Source organism: Enterobacter sp. FW301-JW81 (assembly GCF_058788735.1).
On sequence record NZ_JBYTBA010000002.1, the window covers coordinates 160,102 to 186,265 of the forward strand.

Genomic DNA, 26,164 nt, shown 5'->3' on the forward strand with positions numbered 1-26,164 from the left:
GGCGACAAAGTGGGATTCACGGCGTAGTATAGGGCGACTCATTATGTTGTGGAGCCCGTATGACCCTGAAAATTGACGTTATCAAAGACAAAATTCTCTCTGAAAACTACTTTGTCCTGCGTAACATCACCTACGATCTTACGCGTAATAACGGTGAAGTGATCCGCCACAAACGCGAGGTCTACGACCGCGGCAACGGGGCAACCATTTTGCTCTATAACCGTGAAAAGCAGAGCGTGGTGCTGATCCGTCAGTTCAGGGTGGCGACATGGGTTAACGGCAACCCTGACGGACGTCTGATTGAAACCTGCGCTGGCCTGCTTGATAACGATGAGCCGGAAGTCTGCATCCGCAAGGAGGCCGTGGAAGAAACCGGCTTCGAAGTGGGCGAGGTCAAAAAGGTCTTCGAGCTGTTTATGTCGCCCGGCGGCGTGACGGAAATCGTTCACTTCTTCATTGCGGAATACAGCGACGCGCAGCGCACCCACCGGGGCGGTGGCGTAGAGGATGAAGATATCGAAGTGCTGGAGCTCCCCTTTTCCCGAGCGCTGGAGATGATGCGTTCAGGCGAAATCAGGGATGGTAAGGCAGTGATACTACTGCAGTATTTACAGACAACCGGGTTGATGAATAGCGCTTTTGAACGGATATAGTGTGTTTTTCAGATAAATCTATCCGATAAATCCGATTGAGCCATCCCGGCGGGAACACGAAGATACTGTCCAGTTAAGCGTTTTCGTTCCGGGATTGTGTCATTCATGCGCTACAGCGTCTTTTTATTTTCCCTGTTTTGCGTGCTTCTCGCGCCGCAGGTGCGGGCTGCGCCCGCGCAGCAAGCCTTCTCTGACTGGCAGGTGACCTGCAATAACCAGAACTTTTGCCTTGCGCGCAACACGGGCGAGCACCGCGGCCTGGTCATGACGCTTACCCGAAGCGCCGGGGCAAAAACGGATGCCACGCTGCGTATCGACCTCGGCGGACTTGAAACGCCCTCCGTCAAAGAGCCAGAGATAGCCCCCCGGCTGCTGCTGGATAACTCCCCTCTGAAGCTGGACAGACAGCACTGGCAGCTCACGCCCTGGCATCTTAAAACGGACGATGCGGCCACCATTACCGCCTTTCTGAAAAACATCCAGGAAGGGAAAGCCCTGACCCTGCGCGACGGCAAGCAGGTGATTTCCCTGAGCGGTCTGAAAGCGGCGCTGCTGTTCATTGATGCCCAGCAAAAGCGCGTCGGCAGCGAAACCGCATGGATTAAGAAGGGTGACGATCCGCCATTAAGCGTGCCGCCCGCGCCCGCCCTGAAAAAAGTGGCTGTCGTGAACCCCACCCCAACGCCGCTTTCCCACGCTGAACTTAACGACCTGCTGGATTATGGTACCGGGCGGATGAACAGCAGCCAGTGCTCGCTGGATCCTAACCGCCGGGAAGTGCGCGTTACCGCGTTAACCGATGATAAAGCGCTGCTGATCGTCAGCTGCGAGGCGGGGGCCTATAACACGGTCGATCTGGCGTGGCTGGTATCACGTAAGAAACCCTTCTCCGCCCGTAGCGTCAGGCTGCGGCTGCCGTTTACGCCGTCAAGCGACAGCAGTGAAATGGAGTTAATGAACGCCAGCTTCGATGAGAAAACGCGCGAGCTGACCACGCTCGCGCTCGGGCGCGGTATGGGGGATTGCGGGATCCAGACGCGCTGGCGCTTTGACGGCCAGCGTTTTCGCCTGGTGCGTTATGCCGAAGAGCCCAGCTGTGATAGCTGGAACGGGCCAGATGCCTGGCCGACGCTGTGGATCACGCGCTAGCTTTTAGCCGCCTTACCCGGCCAGCAACACATCCGAAACGTAGGCCGGGTAAGCGACAGCGCCACCCGGCAAAGCAGACCGCACCCTGGTTACTGTTTACGGAAAAAGTCGTTATACAGCATGTATAGGTGCGCTGCGCTCCAGGAGAAGTTGGGGGCGCCTTGCTGCGCGCCGGTCAGCGGATTGTAGTTTTCCTGGATCGGGCCGTCGGACGTTAACCCCTTTGCGTGCTTAAAGAAGTTTTCAGCCAGCGTTTGTGCCTGTTCCCGATAGCCATAGCGTTCCATCCCTTTTAGGCCAAACCAGAACTGGTCGACCCAGACCCGCCCGCGCCAGTAGATATCCGGGCCAAATGCCGGGTTGGTTAGTGCGGCAGTTCCGAGCGGCACATACGTGTTAAACTCTTTCGGATCCAGCATCACCTTCACCACGGCATCAGCATGCTCCTGCGTTGCCGCGCCGTTAAACAGCGGCGACCAGCCCTCCGGGCCTTTACCGCGCTCGACGATCGGTTTGCCCGCACAACCGTTGGCCAGCGGTTTATCCTCAATGCGGATGTCATAGTAAAAACCGCTTTTCGCGTCGAACATGCAGGTATTGATGTAGATCGCGAGCTTATCCGCCAGTTTGCGGTAGCGGCTGGCCTCCTGCTCTTTACCCAGCAGGTTCGCCATCTGCGCCAGATAGTGGTTGTCGCTGTACATATAGCTAGCCTGGTCGACGGACTCCTGCAGCAGCGAATACCCCAGTAGCCTGCCCTCTTTGTCGCGGTTTTCGGCAAACTTCACCGTCCAGTCGCTGCGCTTGCCGCCGTTTTCGACGTATTTATCCAGCTGGGCTTTATCGATAAAACCGAAGACGGCGGCGTCATCGCGCCCGGATTCCCACGAGGCCGCAACCTGCGCCGGGATCTCCAGGCTGTCGTAATGGCCATTATCGACCACGCGGGCATAGTTGTTCAGGCCGGAAAGCGACTCTTCTTTATCGCCTTTTTTCACCGTAAAGAGCATTTCGCCGCTGGCGGTATTATGGGCTTTATCACGCGTCGCGCCGTACTCCGGCACGCCGTTGCCGTTATGGTCGCGGTTGCGCAGCCACCAGTCGTGATAGGCCACCAGTTTAGGGTACATTTCCGCCAGCCAGGCCTTGTCCCGGGTGGTGTTGTACACCTCCATCACCGACCACGCGGCCAGGCTCGGCTTGGTATTGCGCTCGTTCCAGTTGCCGCCGTCGCCGCCGCGTTCCGGACTCAGGTTCCAGGCGATGAGATCCGGCACAAAGCCGGCATCCTGCGGACGCACCGGATCGTCAGGTTTGATTTGCCAGGAGAAGACCGCGCGAATGTTCTCTTTGGCGATATCCGGGTTGAAATGCGACATGGCAAACGCCTGTTTCCAGGTATCCCACGGCCAGGTCTGGTTGCCGGAGAACCAGCGTCCGGTGACGGATGGCGTCACCGTGTTATAGCGCACCGCGCCGCCAGGCGAACGCCAGTTGCCGTTCAGCGTTTCGATGGCTTTCACCGCCACGCGGGTTTGCTCGGGCGTCGCGTTTGGGTTGGTTAACCCTTTCTGCAAATAGCCTTCCCAGCGCCGCTGCGAGGCCGTCATATAGAAGGCCGGGCGCGCCAGAATATCGCGGATCTGCATCTGCTCGCGCTTCGCCTCATCGACGTTGAGCAGATGGGAGTAGGTGGTGTACAGCGTGGTGCTGCCGGTAATATGCGCCCGGCTGGTAAAGCGATGCCCGTCGACGGTGGTCTCGACGGGGATGGATTTATGCACCTGATATTCGGAGCTGCCGGAGGTCAGCAGATCCCATGTGGAACGCACCTTGCCAAAGGTCACCTTCAGGCCGTCACGCGCGGGGACCAGCCTGCGCTGATAGTCCGGATACGCGCCGTCGACAGTTTTATCCGACAGCGGTTTGCCCGCTTTGGCCTCCAGCTTCTCCAGCAGTTCGCCGTCCCACACCAGGTCGAGCGGTGCCTTGCTGGTGATGCGGGTTTCCAGCAGCGAGGTGCGCGCGGTGGCAAAGCGCAGCGTCATCGCGATCTGCACGTCTTTGGCGCTCAGCGTCTGCACCAGCGCGCCGGGAATGCTGTAGGCCTCGAGGGTAAAATCGACTTTTTTGCCGTTCTGATACACGCTCAGGCGATCGAAATTCGTCGCCATAAAGTTGATGTACTCTTCGGTGAGCAGCGCTACGCCGGGAAATCCTCCCTGAGTCTGCGGCCCGTCCGGCAGCAAATGCCCATGCCAGGCACCCAAATCGAAAAAGGGGTTAAATCGCTGGTGGTCGTCATCGTCAAAATCGTGCATATACGCCGGTGCACCGGCGCGGTTGATGACGTTTTTAAAATCATCTGGGGCGGCGGCGTGGGCCGAAAAACTGAGCGCCAGCGCGCAGGCCAGCGGTGTAAGGCTGAGTTTCACGGGGAAGATCCTTTTACCAGTAAAAGTATTGCATCAGGAAGACCCGGTCGCTCGGGTCGCCGGAGGCATTTTTCATATAGAACCGGCTGTCGGCTGCGGTAGCAAAGCGCCCATCGCCGTACTCGTACCAGATACCGAACTGCATAAACGAGGTCGTTTCATCGGCGGCATTGTCCGGGCGGTGCTTTGCATAGCTGTAAGCGGTGGAGAGATAAACGCCTTTTAACGCTTCAACCATGGCGCTGACCATATAGCCGGTCTCAGTGCCGGAGACGTCCTTGCCGCTGGCCCGCCCGGTGTGATGCCAGGCGCGCGCCGCCAGATTGGGCGACAGAATGCCGGTTAAAAAGAGCTGACCGGTGCCGTCGGTGACCTCAAGCCCGTTCATCCAGGTGACGTCTTTGACGAGGTCATACTGGATATAGCCGTTGGCCATCGCCGGATAGGTATATTTATCGTCATAGCGATCGTATTTACCAAAGTGCAGCCAGGCTTTGCTCTCGTCATGGTGCCCCGCAGGCGTGGCGGTGACGCTGTAGCGCAGGTTCCCGGAGCGGTTCTGTACCTTCAGCGCATACATAATGTCGCGGGTGTTGGGGATCACATAGCCCAGATCGGGCGTGAAATCTCCCCACCACTGCAGGTCATCGAGGGAGGAGTCCTGACGCAGGCTCAGCATGATTTCGGTATTGCCGTCAGTTTTGTAGCCGCCGTAAAGGCGGTTAAGCCCACCTTCGAATCCGCCCCAGCTGTGGTCGGGCACCCAGGCGTTGCCCTGATGGTCCGCCTGTACGGTCCAGCCCTCGCCGTAAATCAGGCCGAACCAGTGCCCGTGCTTCATTTCCAGACCGCCCTCAATATAGGTGCCGTCACTGTATTTATGTTTATCCGGACCTTCTAAATCCATATATCCGCCAACCCCCAGTTCGCCATAAAAACGAAATGACGGAGAGGTGATTTCCGGCGTTTTGGTATCGTCGTGCTCGGCTGGCCGCGCCTCTTCTGCGGCAAATGACGGGCAGCAGAAGGAGAGGGCGGCCAGCGCCCAGAACGTTTTTGTTTTAATTGTCATACACTCATCCCAAAGAAAAAATATCCCTGCCTGCCGTATTACTGACTATTCGAGGCCGGTGATGCTTCAATATGTTGTTGTTCTTTTGATAATCCTCTGACGTATTTGCTGTATTTCCACCAGGCAAATCCGAGGAATAAAACAATGCCGCCGACGTTATAGAAAATAATCGTCAGAATATTGCCCCCGGTCGGGAAGGTTGAGGCCACAAAGCCGATGGCGAATATCACAATCAGCATCGACACCACCACCATGCCCGTGGTGCGTGAGCCCATTTTGAAATCGCGCGGGAGATGATCGAGCCTGCGACGCAGGTTCAGGTAAGCCAGCATGATGAACAGCGGCGGTAACATCGACGCGGCCGCGGTCATATTGATCACGGTATTCATCAGCTCCTGCGCGGTATTGGACCCCATGGTTGGGATAATCATTAACGGAATGACGATCAGATACTGGATCCACGCCGCCCGCGCCGGTACGCCGTTCTCGTTCAGCGCCACGGTTTTTGGCCCAAAAATGCCGCTCGGGATTTCAGAGAAGAAGATTTTGACCGGCGTTGCGGTCCACATCAGCAGCGAGCCGAACATCGCGGTAAAGGAGACCAGGCCGACAAAGCGGTTCATCAGCACTTCCGGCAGGCCAAACCACACCGCCAGGCCGTGGAATACCTGCACCGAGCCGCCGGTAAATTTCAGCTCTTTACTGCTGATGAAGACGTTAATCAGCACCGAGGAGATGGAGTAGAGCACGCCGATGAAAATCCCCGCCAGAATGATCACCTTCACGAAGGATTTTGAACCGCCCTTGACGTCGTTAACGTACACGGCAACGGACTCTGCGCCCCCGGCGGCCATGAATATCCAGGTGGTGATGCCGAGGAAGGCCCAGTTGAAGTTGGGGATCATCGCGTCAACGGTAATCGGGTCGGCTGGCTGCACGCCGCCCACCAGCGCCGCACCGGCCAGCAGAATATAGGAAAGGGTCAACAGCAGCATGAGCGTTGAGGTCACAGAGGTGATGGGCCCCAGCATTTTTGCCCCGTTGGTGGACACCCAGGTCGAGAAGGCGAACAGCACCATGCTCAGTACCGTGGTGGCGAACGGCGTAAGAATGTACTCATAGCCCAAAAAGGCGTAAGAGGCGTAGGCGATGACGCGCGGCAATAACGAGGTGAAGAAGAACAGGTTCACGAACCAGTAGGTGTAGGCGGTAATAAACGCCCAGCGCCCGCCCAGCGAACTTTTCACCCAGGCGTACACGCCCGCTTCGGAGTTTTTATTCAGGGAGACAAACTCCGCGATGATTAAGCAGAAAGGAATAAAGTAGAACAGGGTGGCTAAAAAGAACATCGGCGCCGAGGCAAGCCCCAGCTCGATATTGTTGTTGATAACGTTGTTAAAACTGAATACGGCGGCAAACGTCAGCGACAGCAGGCCGAATTTGCCGATGGTATTACGCTTGGTAGTTTCAGACATAACATATCTCCGGGTACGAGGAGGGCGGTGCTTCATTGGCACCGCTGGATTTTTTATTTGTTATGGAAATAGCCGTCTTCGATGGTCACATAGAGGACGACTTTTTTTGCTGGCGTTTCGCTGATAAAGCGATACGCCTCGTGGTTTTCACAAATCACGATTTGCCCCTCGCGCACCTGTTCGGTTTGACCCACGCCTTTCAGGTATTCGCGGTCGGTTTCATCGCGGTAGCACTCCACAGGCTGAAGGGCGTCTTTTGCGGCGTACTCAATTTTCTGCGCGCCCTGCAGGTAGTAATGCACCTCGAAATAGCGGCGATGGCCAACGAACAGCGCGTCGGTGCTGGCATCGCAGGCCACGCGGTAGGCCAGCGAATCGCCAATTGAGTGGGCAACGCCGGGCTGGATGTGGTCGCTATTGTTGATGGCCTCTGCGCAGCGCTGCCATTTACGGCCCGTGCGATAACGCTGCTGGAACTGCTCCAGGCTGTCGAGAACAATCATTTGTCTGCCTCGCTGTGTGAATTCATGGAAAAGAAACCGGTGCCGAACCGATGGCGCACCAGCGTCTGCGCGGCGGTTTGTCCGCCTTCCAGCGGGAGCAGGGTGAAGCCGTAGCGGAACGGCCTGAACCAGACGCGCCAGGTGTCCAGCACTTCGCTTCCCCAGGAGTTGGAGCCCAAACCCAGGAGCTGATGGTCAAGGTTGAGGGTGATGTCATCGCAGCGACGCAGTTCGTTGCAGTGCTGCGCGGCGTGAATGTCCTCTGCCGTGTAGTGCCAGGCGCTGAAGTGAACAGGTTGCTCAGGCACCACCAGCAGGCCGCTGCCGCGACGGTTGGCGAGCGTCGCCCAGCGCACCTGCTGGCGGTTGCCGTTGTTCTGCGGGAACGGGTAGTTTTCAAACATCTCATCCACCGTGGTGTGCCACAGATCGATAGTGCTGGCCTGCTGGCTGTCCGGGTAGTTCTCACCGGGCCCGCGTCCGTAGTAGCTCACCTGGTCGAATTCGCCGTTGATGCCGAGGGTAAAGCCGATGCACGGAATAATGTGCGGGTAATCGCCGTAGCGTTCACCGCTCAGCTCAACGTTAATTTGCCCGTCGGCGGCAATGCGCCAGCGATAGGTGCAGCGCATGCCAAAATCAAACACCGGCGGGGCGATCAGCGTGCGGGTGGTAATGATGACCGCATCGTCGTGCTGCTCGACCTCAAAACCGCGCAGGTGCTCCTGCATAATCTGCAGGTGGTTGGGTTGCCACAGCCCCTCATACTCCTGCTTGTGGTTATCAATCATCGGTTTGAAAAAGTTTATTTTCGGTTCACGGGTGAGGTTTTCCTCACCGTTAACCTGCCAGGAGCAGAGTTTCCCCGTCACTTTTGAGAAGCGTGCGCGGAAGTTATGTCCGGTCACGCTGCAGCTCAGGCGGTCCTCTTCCAGCAGCAGCGGCGTCGCGTTGACGTTAATAAACGGCGTGGCGTGATCCGTGCGCGCTTTTAGCGGGAACTGATACACCGCGATCTCGTGCCCGGCTTCGCTGTAGCGCGTGCGGCTGTTTTTGCTGATGCGCACGGTCAGGAACGCTTCGCGCTCGTCGGGGGTGGGCAGGTCCAGAGGCATGCTGCGCGCGCTGTTGGGCCCGAGGCCTGTGATATGCAGCGGCTGGCTGTAAAGCGTTTCCCCTTCCGCACGCACCTCGACGAGCAGGGTGTAATCATCCAGCGTGGTAAACCAGAAGCGGTTTTCAACGTGCAGCTCGCCGTTCTGCCAGCGCAGCTTGACCGGGGCAATCACCTGCTTATATTCACGCAGCCCGGGGCCTGGCGTTTGGTCTGAGTAGATCAGCCCGTCGAGACAGAAGTTGTAATTATTCGGGTAGTCACCAAAGTCGCCGCCGTAGGCGTAGTACGTATTGCCGCTAGCATCAGCCGCCTGAATACCGTGGTCGCACCACTCCCAGACGTAGTGGCCCTGAATGCAGTCGTGGCGATCGAAGACGTGTTGATACTCCGTCAACCCGCCCGGGCCGTTGCCCATCGCATGGGCGTATTCGCAGATAATTCGCGGTTTAGCGTGGGGATATTCACCGAACAGATTCATCAGCGGCACGCGGGTGTACATGGTCGAGATGATATCGACCACCTCGGCGTCGCGATCCTCTTCGTAATGCAGCAGGCGCGTGTCATCCAGCGCCTTTGCCGCCCGGGCCATGGCGCGGATATTACAGCCGTAGCCGGACTCGTTTCCAAGCGACCAGATGATGATTGAAGGATGGTTTTTCTGGGCGTGGATATGGCGCTCGATGCGCTCAACGTAAACGGGCTCCCACACCGGATCGTCCGTGATGCGGCTCAGATCGCCGACGTTGGCAAAGCCGTGAGATTCCACATCCGTTTCCGCCATCACGAACAGGCCGTAGATGTCGCACAGCTCGTAGAAGCGCGGATCGTTGGGGTAGTGGGCGGTGCGTACCGAGTTAATGTTGTGCTGCTTCATCAGGATCAGATCGCGCTCGACGCGATCCATCCCCACGGCGCGGCCCTTCTGGTGATCGTTATCGTGGCGGTTCACGCCGTGCAGCTTCAGGTAGCGGTTGTTCACGTAGAACAAGCCGTCGCGCACCTTGATGTCGCGGAATCCGACGCGCTGCGGGATAACTTCCAGCACCTGTCCGTGCGCGTCTTTTAACGTCATTACCAGATGGTAAAGGTACGGTGATTCCGCAGACCACTGCTGAGGCCGTTTGACGTTAATGCTGAAGGCCGTTTCCGCGCAGCGGGTCACGGTCAGGCTGTCGGTCGTGCCCTGGTGGAGCACTACCTCGCCATCGTACAGGGCATACTCCAGCGACACGGCTGATGCCTGCGGGGCCAGGTTTTCCAGCTCCAGCTGACAGAAGAGGGTGGCGTCCTGATACGCCTCGTCGAAGGTGGTTCTGACGGTGAAATCGCGCACGTGAGCGGGATTTTTTCCGAGCAGATAAACGTCGCGAAATATGCCGGCCGTCCACCACATGTCCTGATCTTCAATGTAGGTGGAGTCCGCCCACTGCATCACGCGCACGCACAGCAGGTTTTGCCCGTCATGCACCGCGTGGCTGATATCAAACTCGGCGGTCAACCTGCTGCCCTTGCTAAAGCCAATGTACTGACCATTCACGTAGACTTCGAAATAGGTTTCGACGCCGTCAAATTTGATGAGGGTCTGCTTACCCCGCCAGCCCTCCGATAGCGTGAAGTAGCGCTGATACGCCCCGGTGGGGTTATCGGAGGGCACCCGGGGAACGTCCACCGGGAAGGGGAAGCCTTCGTCGGTGTACTGCAGCTGGCCGTGGCCTTCCATCTGCCACATGGCGGGTACGGTGATGTCGCCCCAGTCGGCCATGTACTCAGAGGTGAAGCTTTCCGGGACATAGAGCGGATGCGTGAAAAAACGAAAATTCCACTGGCCGCTGAGTGATAAAAAGCGGCTGCTGGCTTCGCGGGCAAAGGTGCGAGCCTGCGCGACGGTATCATATGAGAAGAAGTACGCACGCGGCGGGAGCCGGTTCTCGTGCGTGAGTTGAATATTTTCCCAGCGATTCATGCTATCTCCCTGTAGGGGTAAAACATCATTGCTGAGAAGTTTAGTAAAATTTTTACTAAATAAAATCAGTAAAACCGATTTGCTTTAACTCGATCACGAAATAAAAAAATGCCGGGCATGCCCGGCTGGGTGTTGAGCGTGGGGGATTAACGGGTCGTGCCGCGCAGCTTCAGCACGCTCGGGACAAAGACCTGCAGCGGCAGCGCTCGGCCGTCGCGGGATTTTTCCAGCAGCAGGTTAACCCCCTGGCTGCCCATCATTTCCGAGTGGATGCGCACGGTAGAGAGCGGTGGAAAGGTGAAGCGGGCGGTCGGGATATCGTTCACGCTGATGAGCGAAATGTCCTCGGGGATCGCCAGCCCTTTTTCATGAATAGCGCGCAATACGCCGATGGCTATCGAATCAGAGGCGACAAACAGCGCGTCAGGCCAGCTTGCCTGCGCCAGCATGGTTTTTGCCAGTTCATACCCGGACGAACTGGAAAAGCCGCCGCGCCAGATGTCCTGTTCTGACACCACCCCTTTCAGGCGGCCATACTCCACGAAAGCGGCTTCGCGGATATCGGCTTTTCCGGGCTCATCTTCCCCGCCAATAAAGCCAATACGCTTAACGTTTTGATGAATAAAGAAATCAACGATCTGCTTGCTGATGCGCGAGAGGTCAATGTCGACGGAATCGTACCCGCTGCCGGGCTCGTGAAAATCGATAAAGCAGACGTTGTCCGTTAAGGCCATCGCGGTACGGCGAATCGCCGAGGAGGGCTTGCCAACGATCAGTACGCCGGTGAGTTTTTTAATCTCAGGCAGGGTGGCGTTGGCGTAGCAGTTGCTCAGCTCGACGCCCAGTTTTTCACACTGCGTCTCAATCCCGTGGCGGATGGCAAGGTAGTAAGGGTCGTTAATCTCCAGCTCTTGCTGGTAGCTGTAGAGTGCCAGAATGTGTTGCTGACCCACCGCAGCAGACTGCATTTTGCGCGACGTGCTGCTCTTATATTCCAGCTTTTCTGCAATCTCCAGAATGCGGTGTTTGGTCTCTTCTTTTACGTTCAACGTTGGGTCATCGTTTAAAACCCGGGATACCGTCGCCAGCGAAACGCCAGCCTCCGTCGCGATGTCTTTGAGCGTTGCCATGTTTGTCCTTATTCCCCCACGTGGTAACCCATTGTAAAGGATGAATCAGGACATGCATCCGTTTTTAGTAAATATCCTGCCCATTGATTCCGGCAAATACCGTGCTAGTATTTAGTAAAATTTTACCAAGGAGAGAGCATGGAAACGGTAGCTTACGATGACTTTGCAAAGCTGGAGATCCGCGTGGGGACGATCGTGGACGTTAAGCGCCACGCTAACGCAGACAAACTCTATATCGCGCAGATTGATGTGGGCGGCAGAATGCTGCAAACCGTCACCAGCCTGGTGCCGTATTACCGGGAAGAGGAGTTGATGGGAAAAACGGTGGTGGTGCTGTGCAATCTGGCGAAAGCGAAGATGCGCGGCGAAACGTCTGAATGCATGTTGCTCTGCGCGGAAACCGATGACGCCAGCGAAAGCGTGTTGTTAACGCCGGAGCGGGCGATGGCGGCGGGCGTGCGGGTGGTATAAAAAAGGGTGGCAATGCCACCCGATTGTTTAGGCCCGGTAAGCGCAGCGCCACCGGGCACGCAGGCCGCACTAGATCACGCTCAACGCCTTCTCTACCACGTTCTCAACGGTAAAGCCGAAGTACGGGAACAGCTTGTCGGCAGGGGCGGACTCGCCGTAGCCCCGCATGCCAACAATCGCCCCCTTAAGCCCGACGTATTTGTACCAGTAGTCGGCAATACCGGCTTCCACCGCCACGCGCGCCGCGACGTTAGAGGGCAGAACCGATTCCCGGTACGCCTCGTCCTGAGCGTCAAAGATATCCGTCGACGGCAGGGACACCACGCGCACCGCGTGGCCTTCGGCGGTCAGTTTTTCCGCCGCTTTCACCGTGATTTCCACCTCCGAACCGGTTGCAATCAGGATCACGTCCGGCTTGCCGCCGCTGTCTTTCAGGATGTAGCCGCCGCGGGCGATATTTTTCACCTGCTCCGGGGTGCGCTCAATCTGCGCCAGGTTCTGGCGTGACAGAATTAATGCCGTTGGGCCATTGTGGCGCTCTACCGCCAGCTTCCAGCCGACCGCCGCTTCGACCTGATCGCACGGACGCCAGGTGCTGAAGTTTGGCGTCAGGCGCAGGCTCGCCAGCTGTTCAACCGCCTGGTGCGTCGGGCCATCTTCCCCCAGCCCGATGGAGTCATGGGTGTAGACCATAATCTGGCGCGCCTTCATCAATGCCGCCATGCGCGCCGCGTTACGGGCGTACTCGACAAACATCAGGAAGGTGGCGGTGTAGGGCACGAAGCCGCCGTGATGGGCGATGCCGTTGGCAATGGCGGTCATCCCGAACTCACGCACGCCGTAGTGGATATAGTTCCCGGCAATGTCCTCCTTCAGCGATTTCGAGCCGGACCAGATGGTCAGGTTACTCGGTGCCAGATCCGCCGAGCCGCCCAGCAGTTCAGGCAGGATAGGGCCGATGGCATTCAGCGTATTTTGCGAGGCCTTACGGGTGGCAATTTTCGCCGGGTTGGACTGCAGGTTTTCAATCAGCGCCTGGGTTTTATCGTCCCAGTCTTCCGGCAGGCCGCCGCTCATGCGGCGGGAAAACTCGGCGGCCAGCTCCGGGTGCGCTTTTTTGTAAGCGGCAAACTTCTCGTTCCAGGCCTGCTGCGCTTTTTCACCCGTTTCGCGGGCATCCCATGCCCTGTAGATCTCTTTCGGGATCTCAAACGGCGGATGTTTCCAGCCCAGCTTTTGCCGGGTCAGCGCGACTTCCTCTTCACCCAGCGCCGCGCCGTGCGCCTCTTCTTTGCCCGCCTTGTTCGGCGAGCCGAAGCCGATAGTCGTGCGGCAGATAATCAGCGACGGTTTGTCCTTCACGCTTTGCGCTTCCTGAATCGCCTTTTTCACCGCCTCAGGGTCGTGACCGTCGATCTCATGCACCACGTGCCAGTGGTAGGCCTCGAAGCGTTTCGCCGTGTCGTCGGTAAACCAGCCCTCGGTTTCCCCGTCGATGGAGATGCCGTTGTGATCGTAAAACCCGATCAGCTTGCCCAGCCCCAGCGTGCCCGCCAGCGAGCAGACCTCGTGGGAAATCCCCTCCATCAGGCAGCCGTCGCCCATAAACACGTAGGTGTAGTGGTCGACAATCTCGTGGTCCGGCTGGTTAAACTGTGCCGCCAGCGTGCGCTCGGCAATCGCCAGCCCGACCGCGTTGGCCAGCCCCTGGCCGAGCGGCCCGGTGGTGGTTTCCACGCCTGGCGTATAGCCAATTTCCGGGTGTCCCGGTGTTTTGGAATGCAGCTGGCGGAAGTTTTTCAGCTCCTCAAGCGGCAGGTCGTAGCCGGAGAGATGCAGCAGGCTATAGAGCAGCATTGAGGCGTGGCCGTTGGAGAGAATAAAACGGTCGCGATCGTACCAGGCGGGGTCGTTGGGGTTGTGCTTCAGGAAGTCGTTCCACAGCACTTCGGCAATATCAGCCATGCCCATTGGCGCGCCGGGGTGACCGGAATTGGCTTTCTGCACGGCATCCATGCTGAGGGCGCGAATGGCATTGGCTAGCTCTTTACGGGACATAGTTCACTCCGTGGCAAGGTTAAAGTTTGGCGGCGAGAAGATCTTCAAGTTTGCGCTGGTCGACGGCGAACAGGCGGATACCTTCCGCCAGTTTTTCCACGGCCATGGCGTCCTGGTTATGCTCCCAGCGGAATTCGGCTTCGGTCATGGCTTTTGGTTTTGGCAGGACGGTAGAGGTGGGCACCAGCTTGCGGATCACCGTTTCTTCTTTGTCCTGCAGCTCTTTAAGCAGATTAGGGGAGATAGTCAGGCGGTCGCAGCCCGCCAGGGCGAGGATCTGCTCGGTACGGCGGAAGCTCGCCCCCATCACGATGGTTTCATAGCGGTGCTGCTTGTAATAGTCGTAGATATTACGGACCGACTTCACGCCCGGATCCTCATCCACCACGTACGGGTCCATCGGCTGTTTCGCCTGGTACCAGTCGTAGATGCGGCCGACAAACGGCGAGACGAGGAATACGCCCGCTTCAGCGCATGCGCGCGCCTGAGCAAACGAGAACAGCAGCGTCAGGTTGCAGTGGATCCCCTCTTTTTCCAGCACTTCCGCCGCGCGGATGCCTTCCCACGTCGAGGCGAGTTTGATCAGAATGCGTGATTTATCGATTCCCTGCTCCTGGTAGAGCTCAACCAGGCGACGGGCTTTGGTGATGCTCTTTTCTTTATCGAACGAGAGGCGGGCGTCGACTTCGGTTGAAACGCGCCCCGGGATGCTTTTCAGAATTTCCGCACCGAAATTAACCGCCAGCTTGTCGCTGGCTTCAGCGACCTGCTGCTCCTGCGTTTTCCCGCGCTGTTTACCGTAGGCAATGGCGTCATCAATCAGATGACTAAAGTGCGCGAGCCCGGCTGCCTTGAGCAGGAGCGACGGGTTGGTGGTCGCGTCCTCCGGCTGATAGTGGCGAATCGACTCGATATCGCCGCTGTCTGCGACCACGGTGGTGAATTGTTTGATGCCGTCTAGCTGGTTCATAAATAATTACTCCTTGGAAATAAAAGAGTTAGATGAGTGCGTTAGTTCACACTTCTGAGAAAATCATGATGGACTTAACAAAAAAGCATAGCAGACGGGGGCGGCATTGCTTTTGAGACGGGTAACATGGCTGTTATAAATTGATAACAATTTTTGATGTGTGATGGTGAGAGTTTGGCAGCCTTCAAAGTTTATGTGCTGTCCTGCGGCGATACTATCTGACCGATACGTAAAAGGAATAACAAGATGGACGATCAGTTAAAACAGAGTGCCCTCGATTTTCACGAGTTCCCCGTCCCGGGCAAAATCCAGGTTTCCCCAACCAAGCCGCTTGCGACCCAGCGCGATCTGGCGCTGGCCTATTCACCGGGCGTAGCCGCCCCGTGTCTGGAAATCGAAAAAGACCCGCTGGCAGCCTACAAATACACCGCGCGCGGCAACCTCGTCGCCGTTATCTCGAACGGCACGGCGGTGCTGGGTCTCGGTAACATCGGCGCCCTGGCCGGGAAGCCGGTGATGGAAGGGAAGGGCGTTCTGTTCAAGAAATTCGCCGGTATCGACGTGTTCGATATCGAGGTGGACGAACTCGATCCCGATAAATTCATCAACGTGGTGGCCGCGCTGGAGCCGACCTTCGGCGGGATCAACCTGGAAGACATCAAAGCGCCGGAATGTTTCTATATCGAGCAGAAGCTGCGCGAGCGTATGAACATTCCCGTGTTCCATGATGACCAGCACGGCACCGCGATTATCAGCACCGCCGCCATTCTGAACGGCCTGCGCGTGGTTGAGAAAAATCTTTCTGACGTGCGCATGGTGGTTTCTGGCGCAGGCGCTGCGGCCATCGCCTGTATGAACCTGCTGGTGGCGCTGGGGATGCAGAAACACAACATCGTGGTCTGCGACTCCAAAGGCGTTATCTATAAAGACCGCGAGCCCAACATGGCGGAAACCAAAGCGGCGTATGCGGTGGAAGACGACGGCAAGCGCACGCTCGAGGACGTCATTGACGGCGCGGATATCTTCCTTGGCTGCTCCGGCCCGAAAGTGCTGACCCAGGAGATGGTGAAGAAGATGGCGCGCGCGCCAATGATCCTGGCCCTGGCGAACCCGGAACCGGAAATTCTGCCGCCGCTGGCGAAAGCGGTGCGTGAAGACGCCATTATCTGTACCGGCCGTTCTGACTACCCGAACCAGGTGAACAACGTGCTCTGCTTCCCGTTCATCTTCCGCGGGGCGCTGGATGTTGGCGCAACGGCGATCAACGAAGAGATGAAGCTTGCCGCCGTTCACGCCATCGCGGAGCTGGCCCACGCCGAGCAGAGCGAAGTGGTTGCCTCAGCCTACGGCGATCAGGATCTGAGCTTTGGCCCGGACTACATCATTCCAAAACCGTTCGACCCGCGTCTGATTGTGAAAATTGCGCCAGCGGTGGCCAAAGCGGCGATGGATTCCGGCGTGGCGACGCGTCCGATTCAGGACTTCGACGCTTACGTCGATAAGCTCACCGAGTTTGTCTATAAAACCAACCTGTTCATGAAGCCGATCTTCTCGCAGGCGCGCGCCGACGCGAAGCGCGTGGTGCTGGCGGAAGGGGAAGAGGCGCGCGTACTGCACGCCACCCAGGAGCTGATCACCTTAGGTCTGGCGAAGCCGATCCTGATTGGTCGTCCGAGCGTGATTGAGATGCGCATTCAGAAGCTGGGCCTGCAGATTAAGCCAGGCGTCGACTTCGAGATCGTCAACAACGAATCCGATCCGCGCTTCAAAGAGTACTGGAGCGAATACTACGCGATCATGAAGCGCCGCGGGATCACCCAGGAGCAGGCGCAGAAAGCCGTCATCAGCAACACGACGGTGATCGGCGCGATCATGGTCCATCGCGGCGAAGCGGACGCGCTGATCTGCGGCACCATCGGCGATTACCACGAGCACTTTAGCGTGGTGCAGGAGATCTTCGGCTATCGCGACGGCGTCCATACCGCCGGGGCGATGAACGCCCTGCTGCTGCCGAGCGGGAACACCTTTATCGCTGACACCTACGTTAACGACGATCCGAGCCCAGACGAGCTGGCGGAGATCACCGTGATGGCCGCAGAGACCGTGCGCCGCTTTGGTATCGAGCCTAAGGTAGCGCTGCTGTCGCACTCAAACTTTGGTTCGTCTAAATCCGCGGCGGCCTGCAAAATGCGTCAGACGCTGGAGCTGGTGCGCGAGCGTGCGCCGGAGCTGATGATTGACGGGGAGATGCACGGCGATGCGGCGCTGGTGGAGAGCATCCGCAACGAGCGTATGCCGGACAGCCCGCTGAAAGGATCGGCGAATATACTGATTATGCCGAACGTGGAAGCGGCGCGTATCAGCTATAACCTGCTGCGCGTCTCCAGCTCTGAAGGGGTGACCGTAGGACCGGTGCTGATGGGGGTGGCGAAACCGGTGCACGTGTTAACGCCGATTGCCTCTGTGCGCCGTATCGTGAATATGGTGGCGCTGGCGGTGGTTGAGGCGCAGACGCAGCCTCTGTAATTTTTACCCTCACCCTAACCCTCTCCCAAAGGGAGAGGGGATTTATACTCCCTCTCCCTTTGGGAGAGGGCCGGGGTGAGGGGTAAGGATTAAACCCAGTCCCGAACCTGAATAAACTCACTCAAGGCAGCCTCCGGGCTGCCTTCTTTTGGCTCGTAGCAGTACTCCCAGCGCACCAGCGGCGGCATCGACATCAGAATTGACTCCGTGCGCCCGCCGGTCTGCAGGCCGAACAGCGTCCCGCGATCCCACACCAGGTTGAACTCCACGTAGCGCCCGCGACGATAGAGCTGGAACTCGCGTTCGCGCACGCCGTAGTCGGTATTTTTACGGCGTTCGACGATGGGCAGATAGGCGTCGGTATAGCCTTCGCCCACCGCACGCATAAAGCTGAATGCGGTATCAAAATCGGGGGTGTTGAGATCGTCAAAGAACAGCCCGCCGATGCCGCGCTGCTCGTCGCGATGCTTCAGGTAAAAGTAGTCATCGCACCACTTTTTGAATTTCGGGTAGACGTCTTCGCCAAACGGCAGACAAAGGTCCCGCGCGGTGGTGTGCCAGTGCACGGCATCCTCTTTGAAGCCGTAGTAGGGCGTCATGTCGAAACCGCCGCCAAACCACCAGACCGGATCGGCCCCCGGTTTTTCCGCAATGAAAAAGCGGACGTTGGCGTGGCTGGTCGGCACAAACGGGTTGTGCGGATGCACCACCAGCGAGACGCCCATCGCTTCGAAGCTGCGGCCCGCGAGTTCAGGACGATGTGCGGTCGCCGACGCGGGCATGGCGTCTCCGTGAACGTGGGAAAAATTCACTCCCGCCTGTTCAAAAATACCGCCGTTACGCAGCACCCGGCTGCGTCCTCCGCCTCCGGCTTCGCGCTGCCAGCTATCTTCCTGAAATTCACCGCCGTCTGCGGCGGCCAGTTTCTGGCAAATCTCATCCTGCAGCTGCAGCAGGAACGTTTTAACCAGTTGAACATTGGGTTTCATCAACGTTTCCTGGAGTGCGCTTTTTGGTTATCGAACCAGTTGAAGTAGCTGATAATGCCGGAGGCGATAGCGTTGGCGATCTTCTGACGAAACGCCGTGGTGCCGAGGAGCCGCTCTTCTTCCGGGTTGGTAATGAAGGAGGTTTCCACCAGCACGGACGGGATTGACGGTGATTTCAGCACCACAAACGCCGCCTGCTCGGTGCCTTTACTGTGCAGACGATGCACCGGCTTAATCTTCTTCAGAATGTGCGAGCCGAGCGTCAGGCTGTTTTTGATCGTATCGGTCTGCACGAGGTCGAACAGCACTTGCTGTAGCAGGTGGTCTTTGTCGGTGGCTTTCTTCCCGGCGACTTCATCCGCCCGGTTTTCACGGTCGGAGAGGTATTTTGCCATGGCGCTACTGGCGCCACGGTTGGAAAGCGCAAACACCGAGGCGCCCGCCGCTGAAGGGTTGGTAAAGCCGTCGGCGTGAATCGACATAAACAGATCCGCACCGTGCTGGTGGGCAATCTCAACGCGGTCATACAGCGGAATAAAGGTGTCGCCAGAGCGAGTCAGACGGGCGTCAATGCCGTTGCTGCGTAAAATTGCGCGCACATTTTTTGCAATCGCCAGCACGACGTGTTTTTCTTTCGAACCGTTTTTGCCGATGGCGCCGGTATCAATGCCGCCGTGGCCCGGGTCAAGCATCACCAGACGCTTCGCGCCCGGCTTTTTGGTTTTCGGTTTGCTGTGTCCGTTACTGGTTTTGAGCGTGCTCTCGTCTTTCGCCTGAGCCTGCTTTGCGATACCCGTTAACGTTAAGGCCGCCAGCCCCGCTTTGAGAACCTGACGACGCGATGTGAGTGCTTTTAATGGTTTGAATGTGCTCATGCGGCCTGAATACTAAAAAATGGGGTCCTGGTGTTATATCGTATCGTGTTTCCCGTTACGACAGTCCATATTGAGAATTGTTTTACTTTTCATTTCAATACGTGACAAAGTGACATTATGCCAAATTTTGGCGAGATTTTCCCCGGTTATTGGCTAAAGGCGTGGTTCACGCCATAATCACTGTTTTTAAACCCGAAAAGGCGGTTAATACCATGGAGATACGCGTTTTTCGCCAGGAAGATTTCGAAGAGGTGATCACCCTTTGGGAGCGCTGCGATCTGCTGCGTCCGTGGAACGATCCGGAAATGGATATCGAACGTAAGGTAAATCACGACGTCAGCCTGTTTCTGGTCGCGGAGGTCAACGGCGTGGTCGTGGGAACGGTGATGGGCGGTTACGACGGCCATCGCGGCTCGGCCTATTATCTGGGCGTTCACCCGGAATACCGTGCCCGTGGCATCGCCAACGCGCTGCTTAATCGTCTCGAGAAGAAGCTTATCGCCCGCGGCTGCCCGAAAATCCAGATCATGGTGCGGGACGATAACGACGTGGTGCTGGGCATGTATGAACGTCTGGGCTATGAGCATTCTGACGTGCTGAATTTAGGAAAGCGTCTGATCGAAGATGAAGAGTACTGAGATCCATCCGGCAGATTATGACGCGCAGGGCCGCGTCAGGTTGCCCTTTTTATTCTGGTGCGTTCTGCTGCTGCAGGCCCGCACCTGGGTGCTGTTTGTGATGGCCGCCGCGTCGCGCGGGCAGGGCGACACGCTGCTGAATCTTTTTTACCCCGATCACGATGCCTTCTGGCTCGGCCTATTGCCGGGCGTGCCGGCAGTGGTGGCTTTTTTATGCAGCGGCCGACGGCAGACGATCCCGCGACTGTGGCGTGCGCTTCGCTGGCTGCTGATCCTTGCCCAGATTGCGCTTCTCTTCTGGCAGCCGGTACTCTGGTGGTACGGTGAACCGCTGACGGGCATCGGCGTTGCGCTGGTGGTTGCCGATATTGTGGCGCTACTGTGGCTGCTGACCAATCCGCGTCTTCGCGCCTGTTTTGCGCATCAGGATGATTAATCCGGCACTTTTTGCTGATGTCGCACTCCAACAAGCGTTGATTTAACAAGAAAGGACGTTTCAATGAAATCGCTGCGTTTACTTTTATGCGCTCTCCCGCTGGCATTGACCGGCTGTTCAACGCTCTCATCCATTAACTGGTCCTCTGCCTATCCGTGGAACTGGTTTGGCTCATCAACGGAAGTGACCGAGCAGGGCGTGGGGAAAATTACCGCCGCGACGGCGCTGGATCAGAATGCCATTCAGGATGCACTCAGCGGCGATTATCGCCTGCGCAGCGGCATGAAAACGGAGAATGGCAATATCGTTCGCTATTACGAAGCGCTGAAGGGCGACAAGCTGGCGCTGGTCATTAACGGTGACAAAGGCACGGTAAACCGCGTTGCGGTGCTGGACGAGGCCATTCCGACCGCCAGCGGCGTGAAGGTAGGAACGCCGTTTAGCGATCTCTATAAGCAGGCCTTTGGCAACTGCACCAGCGCCCCTTCTGACGCTGGCGTGGCGGTGGAGTGTAAGGCAGAAGGCAGCCAGCACATCAGCTACGTCTTTACCGGCACCTGGAGCGGTCCGGAAGGCTTGATGCCGTCTGACGACACCCTGAAGAACTGGAAGGTGAGCAAAATTATCTGGCAGCAGTAATTTGCGCCTGAACAAACCGCCTCGCTGAAATCCGGGTATAATACCCGCCATCAATGCCACGCTGACGTGGCATCTTTATTTCAGGAGGAGCGATGTCTCAGGTTCAGAGTGGCATTTTGCCAGAACATTGTCGCGCGGCGATTTGGATTGAAGCCAATGTAAAAGGGGACGTGGATGCCCTGCGTGCGGCCAGTAAAACGTTTGTTGATAAGCTGGCGACCTTCCAGGCTAAGTTCCCGGAAGCCCACCTCGGCGCCGTTGTCGCCTTTGGCAATAACGTCTGGCGTCAGCTGAGCGGTGGCGAAGGGGCGGAAGAGCTCAAAGACTTCATCCCCTACGGCAAAGGCCTGGCGCCAGCGACGCAGTACGACGTGCTGATCCACATTCTCTCCCTGCGTCACGACGTGAACTTTTCCGTTGCCCAGGCGGCGGTGGCGGCCTTTGGCGACAGCATTGAGGTGCAGGAAGAGGTGCACGGTTTCCGCTGGGTGGAAGAGCGCGACCTGAGCGGCTTTGTCGACGGAACCGAAAACCCGGCGGGCGAAGAGACGCGTCGTGAAGTTGCGGTGATCAAAGACGGCGTGGACGCGGGCGGCAGCTACGTGTTCGTGCAGCGCTGGGAGCACAACCTCAAGCAGCTTAACCGCATGAGCGTGCATGACCAGGAGATGATGATTGGCCGTACCAAAGACGCCAACGAAGAGATCGACGGCGATGACCGTCCGGTCACCTCTCACCTGACCCGCGTTGACCTCAAAGAAGACGGCAAAGGGCTGAAGATTGTCCGCCAGAGCCTGCCGTACGGCACGGCAAGCGGCACGCACGGCCTCTACTTCTGCGCCTACTGCGCGCGCCTGCATAACATTGAGCAGCAGCTGCTGAGCATGTTCGGCGATACCGACGGCAAGCGTGACGCCATGCTGCGCTTCACCAAACCGGTGACCGGCGGCTACTACTTCGCGCCGTCCGTTGAGCGTCTGCTGGCGCTGTAACCCCCTCACCCTGGCCCTCTCCCCACGGGGGAGAGGGGATTAATGCCTTATTCCCTTTTCTGCTTCTAAATCACCAAACGGTATATAAAACCGTTACTCCTTTGGTCCTCGTTATAAATATTATGACTATAAGATAGTCATCACATTTATAAGGGTGCGCAATGGCCGTTACTGTACTAAAAAAAGGAACTCTGGCGCTGGCAGGTTTACTGCTGGTGGCACAGGCGCAGGCGACTGAGCTGCTGAACAGTTCATATGACGTCTCCCGCGAGCTGTTTGCCGCCCTTAACCCACCGTTTGAACAGCAGTGGGCGAAAGACAATAACGGCGATAAGCTGACCATCAAGCAGTCTCACGCCGGTTCATCCAAGCAGGCGCTTGCCATTCTTCAGGGGCTAAAAGCGGACGTCGTGACCTACAACCAGGTCACTGACGTGCAGATCCTGCACGACAAAGGCAAGCTGATCCCGGCGGACTGGCAGAGCCGTCTGCCGAACAACAGCTCGCCGTTCTATTCCACCATGGGCTTCCTGGTGCGCAAGGGCAACCCGAAGAATATCCACGACTGGAGCGACCTGGTGCGTTCCGACGTGAAGCTGATTTTCCCGAACCCAAAAACCTCCGGCAACGCGCGTTATACCTATTTAGCGGCCTGGGGCGCGGCGGACAAGGCTGACGGTAACGATAAGGCCAAAACCGAGCAGTTCATGACCCAGTTCCTGAAAAACGTCGAAGTGTTTGATACCGGCGGCCGCGGGGCAACCACAACCTTCGCAGAGCGCGGCCTGGGTGATGTGCTGATTAGCTTTGAATCGGAAGTGAACAACATCCGCAAACAGTATGAAGCGCAGGGCTTTGAGGTGGTTATCCCGAAAACCAACATCCTGGCCGAGTTCCCGGTGGCGTGGGTGGATAAAAACGTGCAGGCAAACGGCACCGAGAAAGCGGCAAAAGCCTATCTCAACTACCTGTACAGCCCGCAGGCGCAGACCATCATTACCGATTATTACTACCGCGTGAATAACCCGGACGTGATGAACAAGCTGAAAGATAAGTTCCCGCAGACCGCGCTGTTCCGCGTGGAAGACCATTTTGGCTCCTGGCCCGATGTGATGAAAACGCATTTTGCCAGCGGCGGTGAGCTAGACAAATTGCTGGCGGCGGGGCGTAAGTAATGTTTGCAGTATCGACTAAACGCGTGCTGCCGGGCTTTACCCTAAGCCTCGGGACCAGCCTGCTGTTCGTCTGCCTGATCCTATTGCTGCCGCTCAGCGCGCTGGTGATGCAGCTCGCGCAGATGAGCTGGGCGCAGTACTGGGACGTGATCACCAACCCGCAGGTGGTGGCGGCCTATAAGGTGACGCTGCTGTCGGCGTTTGTCGCCTCCATTTTTAACGGCGTATTTGGCCTGCTGATGGCGTGGATCTTAACCCGCTATCGCTTCCCTGGCCGTACGCTACTTGACGCATTGATGGACCTGCCGTTTGCGCTGCCGACGGCGGTTGCGGGCTTAACCCTTGCGTCGCTCTTCTCCGTGAACGGGCTGTACGGCGAGTGGCTGGCGAAGTTTGACATCAAGGTGACCTATACCTGGCTCGGTATCGCGGTGGCGATGGCCTTTACCAGCATCCCGTTTGTGGTGCGTACCGTGCAGCCGGTGCTGGAAGAGCTGGGTCCCGAATACGAAGAAGCGGCAGAAACGCTGGGCGCCACGCGCTGGCAGAGTTTCCGCAAGGTGGTGCTGCCTGAGCTGTCTCCGGCGCTGATGGCGGGCGTCGCGCTGTCGTTTACCCGCAGCCTCGGTGAGTTCGGTGCGGTGATTTTTATCGCCGGGAACATCGCCTGGAAAACGGAAGTCACCTCGCTGATGATTTTCATCCGCCTGCAGGAGTTTGATTATCCGGCGGCGAGCGCGATTGCTTCGGTGATCCTCGCGGCCTCGCTGCTGCTGCTGTACTCGATTAACACTCTGCAAAGTCGCTTTGGTCGACGTGTGGTAGGTCACTGATGGCGGAAGTTACGCAATTGAAGCGATACGATGCGCCCCGCATCAACTGGGGTAAATGGTTTCTGATTGGGGCGGGCGTGCTGGTTTCCGCCCTTATTCTCGTCGTGCCGACGATTTATATCTTCGTTCAGGCGTTCAGCAAGGGGCTGATGCCCGCGCTGGAAAACCTGGCGAACCCGGATATGCTGCACGCCATCTGGCTGACCGTGCTGATTGCCTTGATCACCGTGCCGGTGAACCTGGTGTTCGGTACCCTGCTGGCGTGGCTGGTGACGCGCTTTAACTTCCCGGGACGTCAGCTGCTGCTGACCCTGCTGGATATTCCTTTTGCCGTGTCGCCGGTGGTGGCGGGCCTGGTCTACCTGCTGTTTTACGGCTCCAACGGCCCGCTGGGCGGCTGGCTGGATGAGCATAACCTGCAGATCATGTTTGCCTGGCCGGGCATGGTGCTGGTCACCATCTTCGTGACCTGTCCGTTTGTGGTGCGTGAGCTGGTGCCGGTGATGTTAAGCCAGGGAAGCAACGAAGACGAAGCGGCGGTGCTGCTGGGCGCGTCAGGCTGGCAGATGTTCCGTCGCGTGACGCTGCCGAATATCCGCTGGGCGCTGCTTTACGGTGTGGTGTTGACCAACGCCCGCGCAATTGGCGAGTTCGGTGCCGTTTCCGTCGTCTCCGGCTCTATTCGCGGTGAAACCCTGTCGCTACCGCTACAGATTGAGCTGCTGCAGCAGGACTACAACACCATCGGCTCGTTTACTGCCGCAGCGCTGCTGACGCTGATGGCCATTTTGACCCTGTTTTTGAAGAGTGTGGTGCAATGGCGTTTAGAAAATCAGGAAAAACGCCAGCATCAGGAGGGAAATCGTGAGCATTGAGATTGCCAATATTAAGAAGTCTTTTGGTCGCACCCAGGTGCTGAATGATATCTCGCTGGATATCCCCTCCGGACAAATGGTGGCGCTGCTGGGGCCGTCTGGCTCGGGTAAAACCACGCTGCTGCGTATTATCGCCGGGCTTGAGCATCAGACCAGCGGGCACATCCGCTTTCACGGCACCGACGTGAGCCGCCTGCATGCCCGGGACCGTAAGGTAGGCTTTGTGTTCCAGCATTACGCGCTGTTCCGCCACATGACCGTGTTCGACAACATCGCGTTTGGCCTGACCGTGCTGCCGCGTCGCGAGCGCCCGAATGCGGCGGCCATTAAAGCGAAAGTGACCAAACTGCTGGAGATGGTACAGCTCGCCCATCTGGCGGACCGTTTTCCGGCGCAGCTGTCCGGCGGACAGAAGCAGCGCGTGGCGCTGGCGCGTGCGTTAGCCGTTGAACCGCAAATTCTGCTGCTGGATGAACCCTTCGGCGCGCTGGATGCGCAGGTGCGTAAAGAGCTGCGTCGCTGGCTGCGTCAGCTCCATGAAGAGCTGAAATTCACCAGCGTCTTCGTGACCCACGATCAGGAAGAGGCGATGGAAGTCGCGGATCGCGTGGTGGTCATGAGCCAGGGCAACATTGAGCAGGTTGACGAGCCGGAGCAGCTCTGGCGTGAACCGGCAACCCGTTTCGTGCTGGAGTTTATGGGCGAGGTGAACCGTCTGCAGGGCACCATTCGCGGCGGACAGTTCCACGTGGGGGCGCACCGCTGGCCGCTGGGCTATACCTCCGCGCACCAGGGGCCGGTCGATCTGTTCCTGCGCCCGTGGGAAGTGGACGTGAGCCGCCGTACCAGCCTGGATTCACCGCTGCCGGTGCAGGTGCTGGAAGCTAGCCCTAAAGGGCACTACACGCAATTGGTGGTACAGCCTCTTGGCTGGTACACCGAGCCGCTGACCGTGGTTATGCGCGACGAGGTCCCGCCGCACCGGGGAGAGCGCCTGTTTGTCGGGCTGCAGCATGCCCGTATTTATCACGGGAAGGAACGTATCGAGACGCGCGAGGATATTGCTCTGGCGGAGTCAGCCTGATAGGTTATTAGGATGTTTATCGCCCGGTGGCGCTGCGCTGACCGGGCCTACAGCTAAAACTGCGTCTTGTAGGCCGGGTAAGCGAAGCGCCACCCGGCTTTTTTAT

The 26,164-nt window shown here is 57.8% G+C and carries 22 protein-coding genes; 12 read left to right on the forward strand and 10 right to left on the reverse strand.

What is annotated here, in order from left to right:
* Positions 1 to 59: 59 nt before the first annotated feature.
* Positions 60 to 653 carry a GDP-mannose pyrophosphatase NudK gene (nudK, locus tag AC3WOK_RS07710; protein ID WP_492354288.1) on the forward strand — a complete coding sequence of 198 codons (594 nt, stop codon included), beginning with the start codon at positions 60 to 62 and terminating at the stop codon, positions 651 to 653.
* A gap of 105 nt (positions 654 to 758) precedes the next feature.
* Positions 759 to 1,802, forward strand: coding sequence for a DUF1176 domain-containing protein (locus AC3WOK_RS07715; RefSeq protein ID WP_264438478.1), 1,044 nt, complete (start codon positions 759 to 761; stop codon positions 1,800 to 1,802).
* Between the two features lie 89 nt (positions 1,803 to 1,891).
* Here AC3WOK_RS07715 and ygjK read toward each other — a convergent pair whose 3' ends face one another.
* The 6 genes from ygjK to ebgR form a co-directional block, all read right to left on the reverse strand.
* Positions 1,892 to 4,237 (reverse strand): alpha-glucosidase, encoded by a 2,346-nt coding sequence (gene ygjK, locus AC3WOK_RS07720; protein ID WP_492354289.1) that lies wholly within the window; start codon positions 4,235 to 4,237, stop codon positions 1,892 to 1,894.
* A 13-nt stretch (positions 4,238 to 4,250) separates the two neighbouring features.
* The gene (gene ygjJ / locus AC3WOK_RS07725; protein ID WP_492354290.1) at positions 4,251 to 5,309 is read right to left on the reverse strand and encodes a protein YgjJ; all 1,059 of its coding nucleotides are present in this window, start codon (positions 5,307 to 5,309) and stop codon (positions 4,251 to 4,253) included.
* A gap of 38 nt (positions 5,310 to 5,347) precedes the next feature.
* Positions 5,348 to 6,784 (reverse strand): amino acid permease, encoded by a 1,437-nt coding sequence (locus AC3WOK_RS07730; protein ID WP_047346697.1) that lies wholly within the window; start codon positions 6,782 to 6,784, stop codon positions 5,348 to 5,350.
* A gap of 53 nt (positions 6,785 to 6,837) precedes the next feature.
* The gene (locus AC3WOK_RS07735) at positions 6,838 to 7,287 is read right to left on the reverse strand and encodes a beta-galactosidase subunit beta (protein ID WP_492354291.1); all 450 of its coding nucleotides are present in this window, start codon (positions 7,285 to 7,287) and stop codon (positions 6,838 to 6,840) included.
* Complete coding sequence (gene ebgA, locus AC3WOK_RS07740) at positions 7,284 to 10,367, reverse strand: beta-galactosidase subunit alpha (RefSeq protein ID WP_492354292.1); 3,084 nt, start codon at positions 10,365 to 10,367, stop codon at positions 7,284 to 7,286. The genes AC3WOK_RS07735 and ebgA overlap by 4 nt, the downstream gene beginning before the upstream one ends.
* A gap of 146 nt (positions 10,368 to 10,513) precedes the next feature.
* Positions 10,514 to 11,497 carry a transcriptional regulator EbgR gene (ebgR, locus tag AC3WOK_RS07745; RefSeq protein ID WP_047346694.1) on the reverse strand — a complete coding sequence of 328 codons (984 nt, stop codon included), beginning with the start codon at positions 11,495 to 11,497 and terminating at the stop codon, positions 10,514 to 10,516.
* A gap of 138 nt (positions 11,498 to 11,635) precedes the next feature.
* On the opposite strand from ebgR, the gene AC3WOK_RS07750 reads away from it, so the two are divergent.
* Entirely contained in the window at positions 11,636 to 11,968 is a 333-nt protein-coding gene (locus AC3WOK_RS07750; RefSeq protein WP_063957758.1) for a tRNA-binding protein, read from the forward strand.
* A gap of 69 nt (positions 11,969 to 12,037) precedes the next feature.
* Here the strand turns inward: AC3WOK_RS07750 and tkt are convergent, their stop codons facing one another.
* Positions 12,038 to 14,026 (reverse strand): transketolase, encoded by a 1,989-nt coding sequence (tkt, locus tag AC3WOK_RS07755; protein ID WP_447856040.1) that lies wholly within the window; start codon positions 14,024 to 14,026, stop codon positions 12,038 to 12,040.
* A gap of 19 nt (positions 14,027 to 14,045) precedes the next feature.
* On the reverse strand, positions 14,046 to 14,996 hold the full coding sequence (gene tal / locus AC3WOK_RS07760; protein ID WP_492354293.1) for a transaldolase: 951 nt from the start codon (positions 14,994 to 14,996) through the stop codon (positions 14,046 to 14,048).
* A gap of 246 nt (positions 14,997 to 15,242) precedes the next feature.
* Between tal and maeB the strand changes: the two genes are divergently transcribed.
* Complete coding sequence (gene maeB / locus AC3WOK_RS07765; RefSeq protein WP_047346690.1) at positions 15,243 to 17,522, forward strand: NADP-dependent oxaloacetate-decarboxylating malate dehydrogenase; 2,280 nt, start codon at positions 15,243 to 15,245, stop codon at positions 17,520 to 17,522.
* 89 nt (positions 17,523 to 17,611) lie between these two features.
* Here the strand turns inward: maeB and hemF are convergent, their stop codons facing one another.
* Together hemF and amiA are read right to left on the reverse strand one after the other, a co-directional pair.
* Positions 17,612 to 18,511, reverse strand: coding sequence for an oxygen-dependent coproporphyrinogen oxidase (hemF, locus tag AC3WOK_RS07770; protein WP_492354294.1), 900 nt, complete (start codon positions 18,509 to 18,511; stop codon positions 17,612 to 17,614).
* A complete protein-coding gene (gene amiA / locus AC3WOK_RS07775; protein ID WP_023308739.1) occupies positions 18,511 to 19,386 on the reverse strand; it encodes an N-acetylmuramoyl-L-alanine amidase AmiA in 876 nt (291 codons plus the stop codon). Before amiA ends, hemF begins: the two co-directional genes overlap by 1 nt.
* Positions 19,387 to 19,598: 212 nt before the next feature.
* On the opposite strand from amiA, the gene AC3WOK_RS07780 reads away from it, so the two are divergent.
* The 8 genes from AC3WOK_RS07780 to cysA all read left to right on the forward strand — a co-directional run bounded on the left by AC3WOK_RS07780 (position 19,599) and on the right by cysA (position 26,058).
* Positions 19,599 to 20,024, forward strand: a complete 426-nt coding sequence (locus AC3WOK_RS07780; protein WP_059311953.1) for a GNAT family acetyltransferase — start codon at positions 19,599 to 19,601, stop codon at positions 20,022 to 20,024.
* The gene (locus AC3WOK_RS07785; RefSeq protein WP_047346687.1) at positions 20,011 to 20,460 is read left to right on the forward strand and encodes a DUF2919 domain-containing protein; all 450 of its coding nucleotides are present in this window, start codon (positions 20,011 to 20,013) and stop codon (positions 20,458 to 20,460) included. The genes AC3WOK_RS07780 and AC3WOK_RS07785 overlap by 14 nt, the downstream gene beginning before the upstream one ends.
* A gap of 63 nt (positions 20,461 to 20,523) precedes the next feature.
* Positions 20,524 to 21,099 carry an RpoE-regulated lipoprotein gene (locus AC3WOK_RS07790; protein WP_063957762.1) on the forward strand — a complete coding sequence of 192 codons (576 nt, stop codon included), beginning with the start codon at positions 20,524 to 20,526 and terminating at the stop codon, positions 21,097 to 21,099.
* A gap of 92 nt (positions 21,100 to 21,191) precedes the next feature.
* Positions 21,192 to 22,091, forward strand: a complete 900-nt coding sequence (locus AC3WOK_RS07795; RefSeq protein WP_492354295.1) for a Dyp-type peroxidase — start codon at positions 21,192 to 21,194, stop codon at positions 22,089 to 22,091.
* Positions 22,092 to 22,252: 161 nt separating this feature from the next.
* Entirely contained in the window at positions 22,253 to 23,266 is a 1,014-nt protein-coding gene (locus tag AC3WOK_RS07800) for a sulfate ABC transporter substrate-binding protein (protein WP_047346684.1), read from the forward strand.
* Positions 23,266 to 24,099, forward strand: coding sequence for a sulfate/thiosulfate ABC transporter permease CysT (gene cysT, locus AC3WOK_RS07805; protein ID WP_008501609.1), 834 nt, complete (start codon positions 23,266 to 23,268; stop codon positions 24,097 to 24,099). The genes AC3WOK_RS07800 and cysT overlap by 1 nt, the downstream gene beginning before the upstream one ends.
* Positions 24,099 to 24,974 carry a sulfate/thiosulfate ABC transporter permease CysW gene (cysW, locus tag AC3WOK_RS07810; protein WP_492354296.1) on the forward strand — a complete coding sequence of 292 codons (876 nt, stop codon included), beginning with the start codon at positions 24,099 to 24,101 and terminating at the stop codon, positions 24,972 to 24,974. Before cysT ends, cysW begins: the two co-directional genes overlap by 1 nt.
* Entirely contained in the window at positions 24,964 to 26,058 is a 1,095-nt protein-coding gene (cysA, locus tag AC3WOK_RS07815; protein ID WP_059312900.1) for a sulfate/thiosulfate ABC transporter ATP-binding protein CysA, read from the forward strand. Before cysW ends, cysA begins: the two co-directional genes overlap by 11 nt.
* Positions 26,059 to 26,164: the final 106 nt, after the last annotated feature.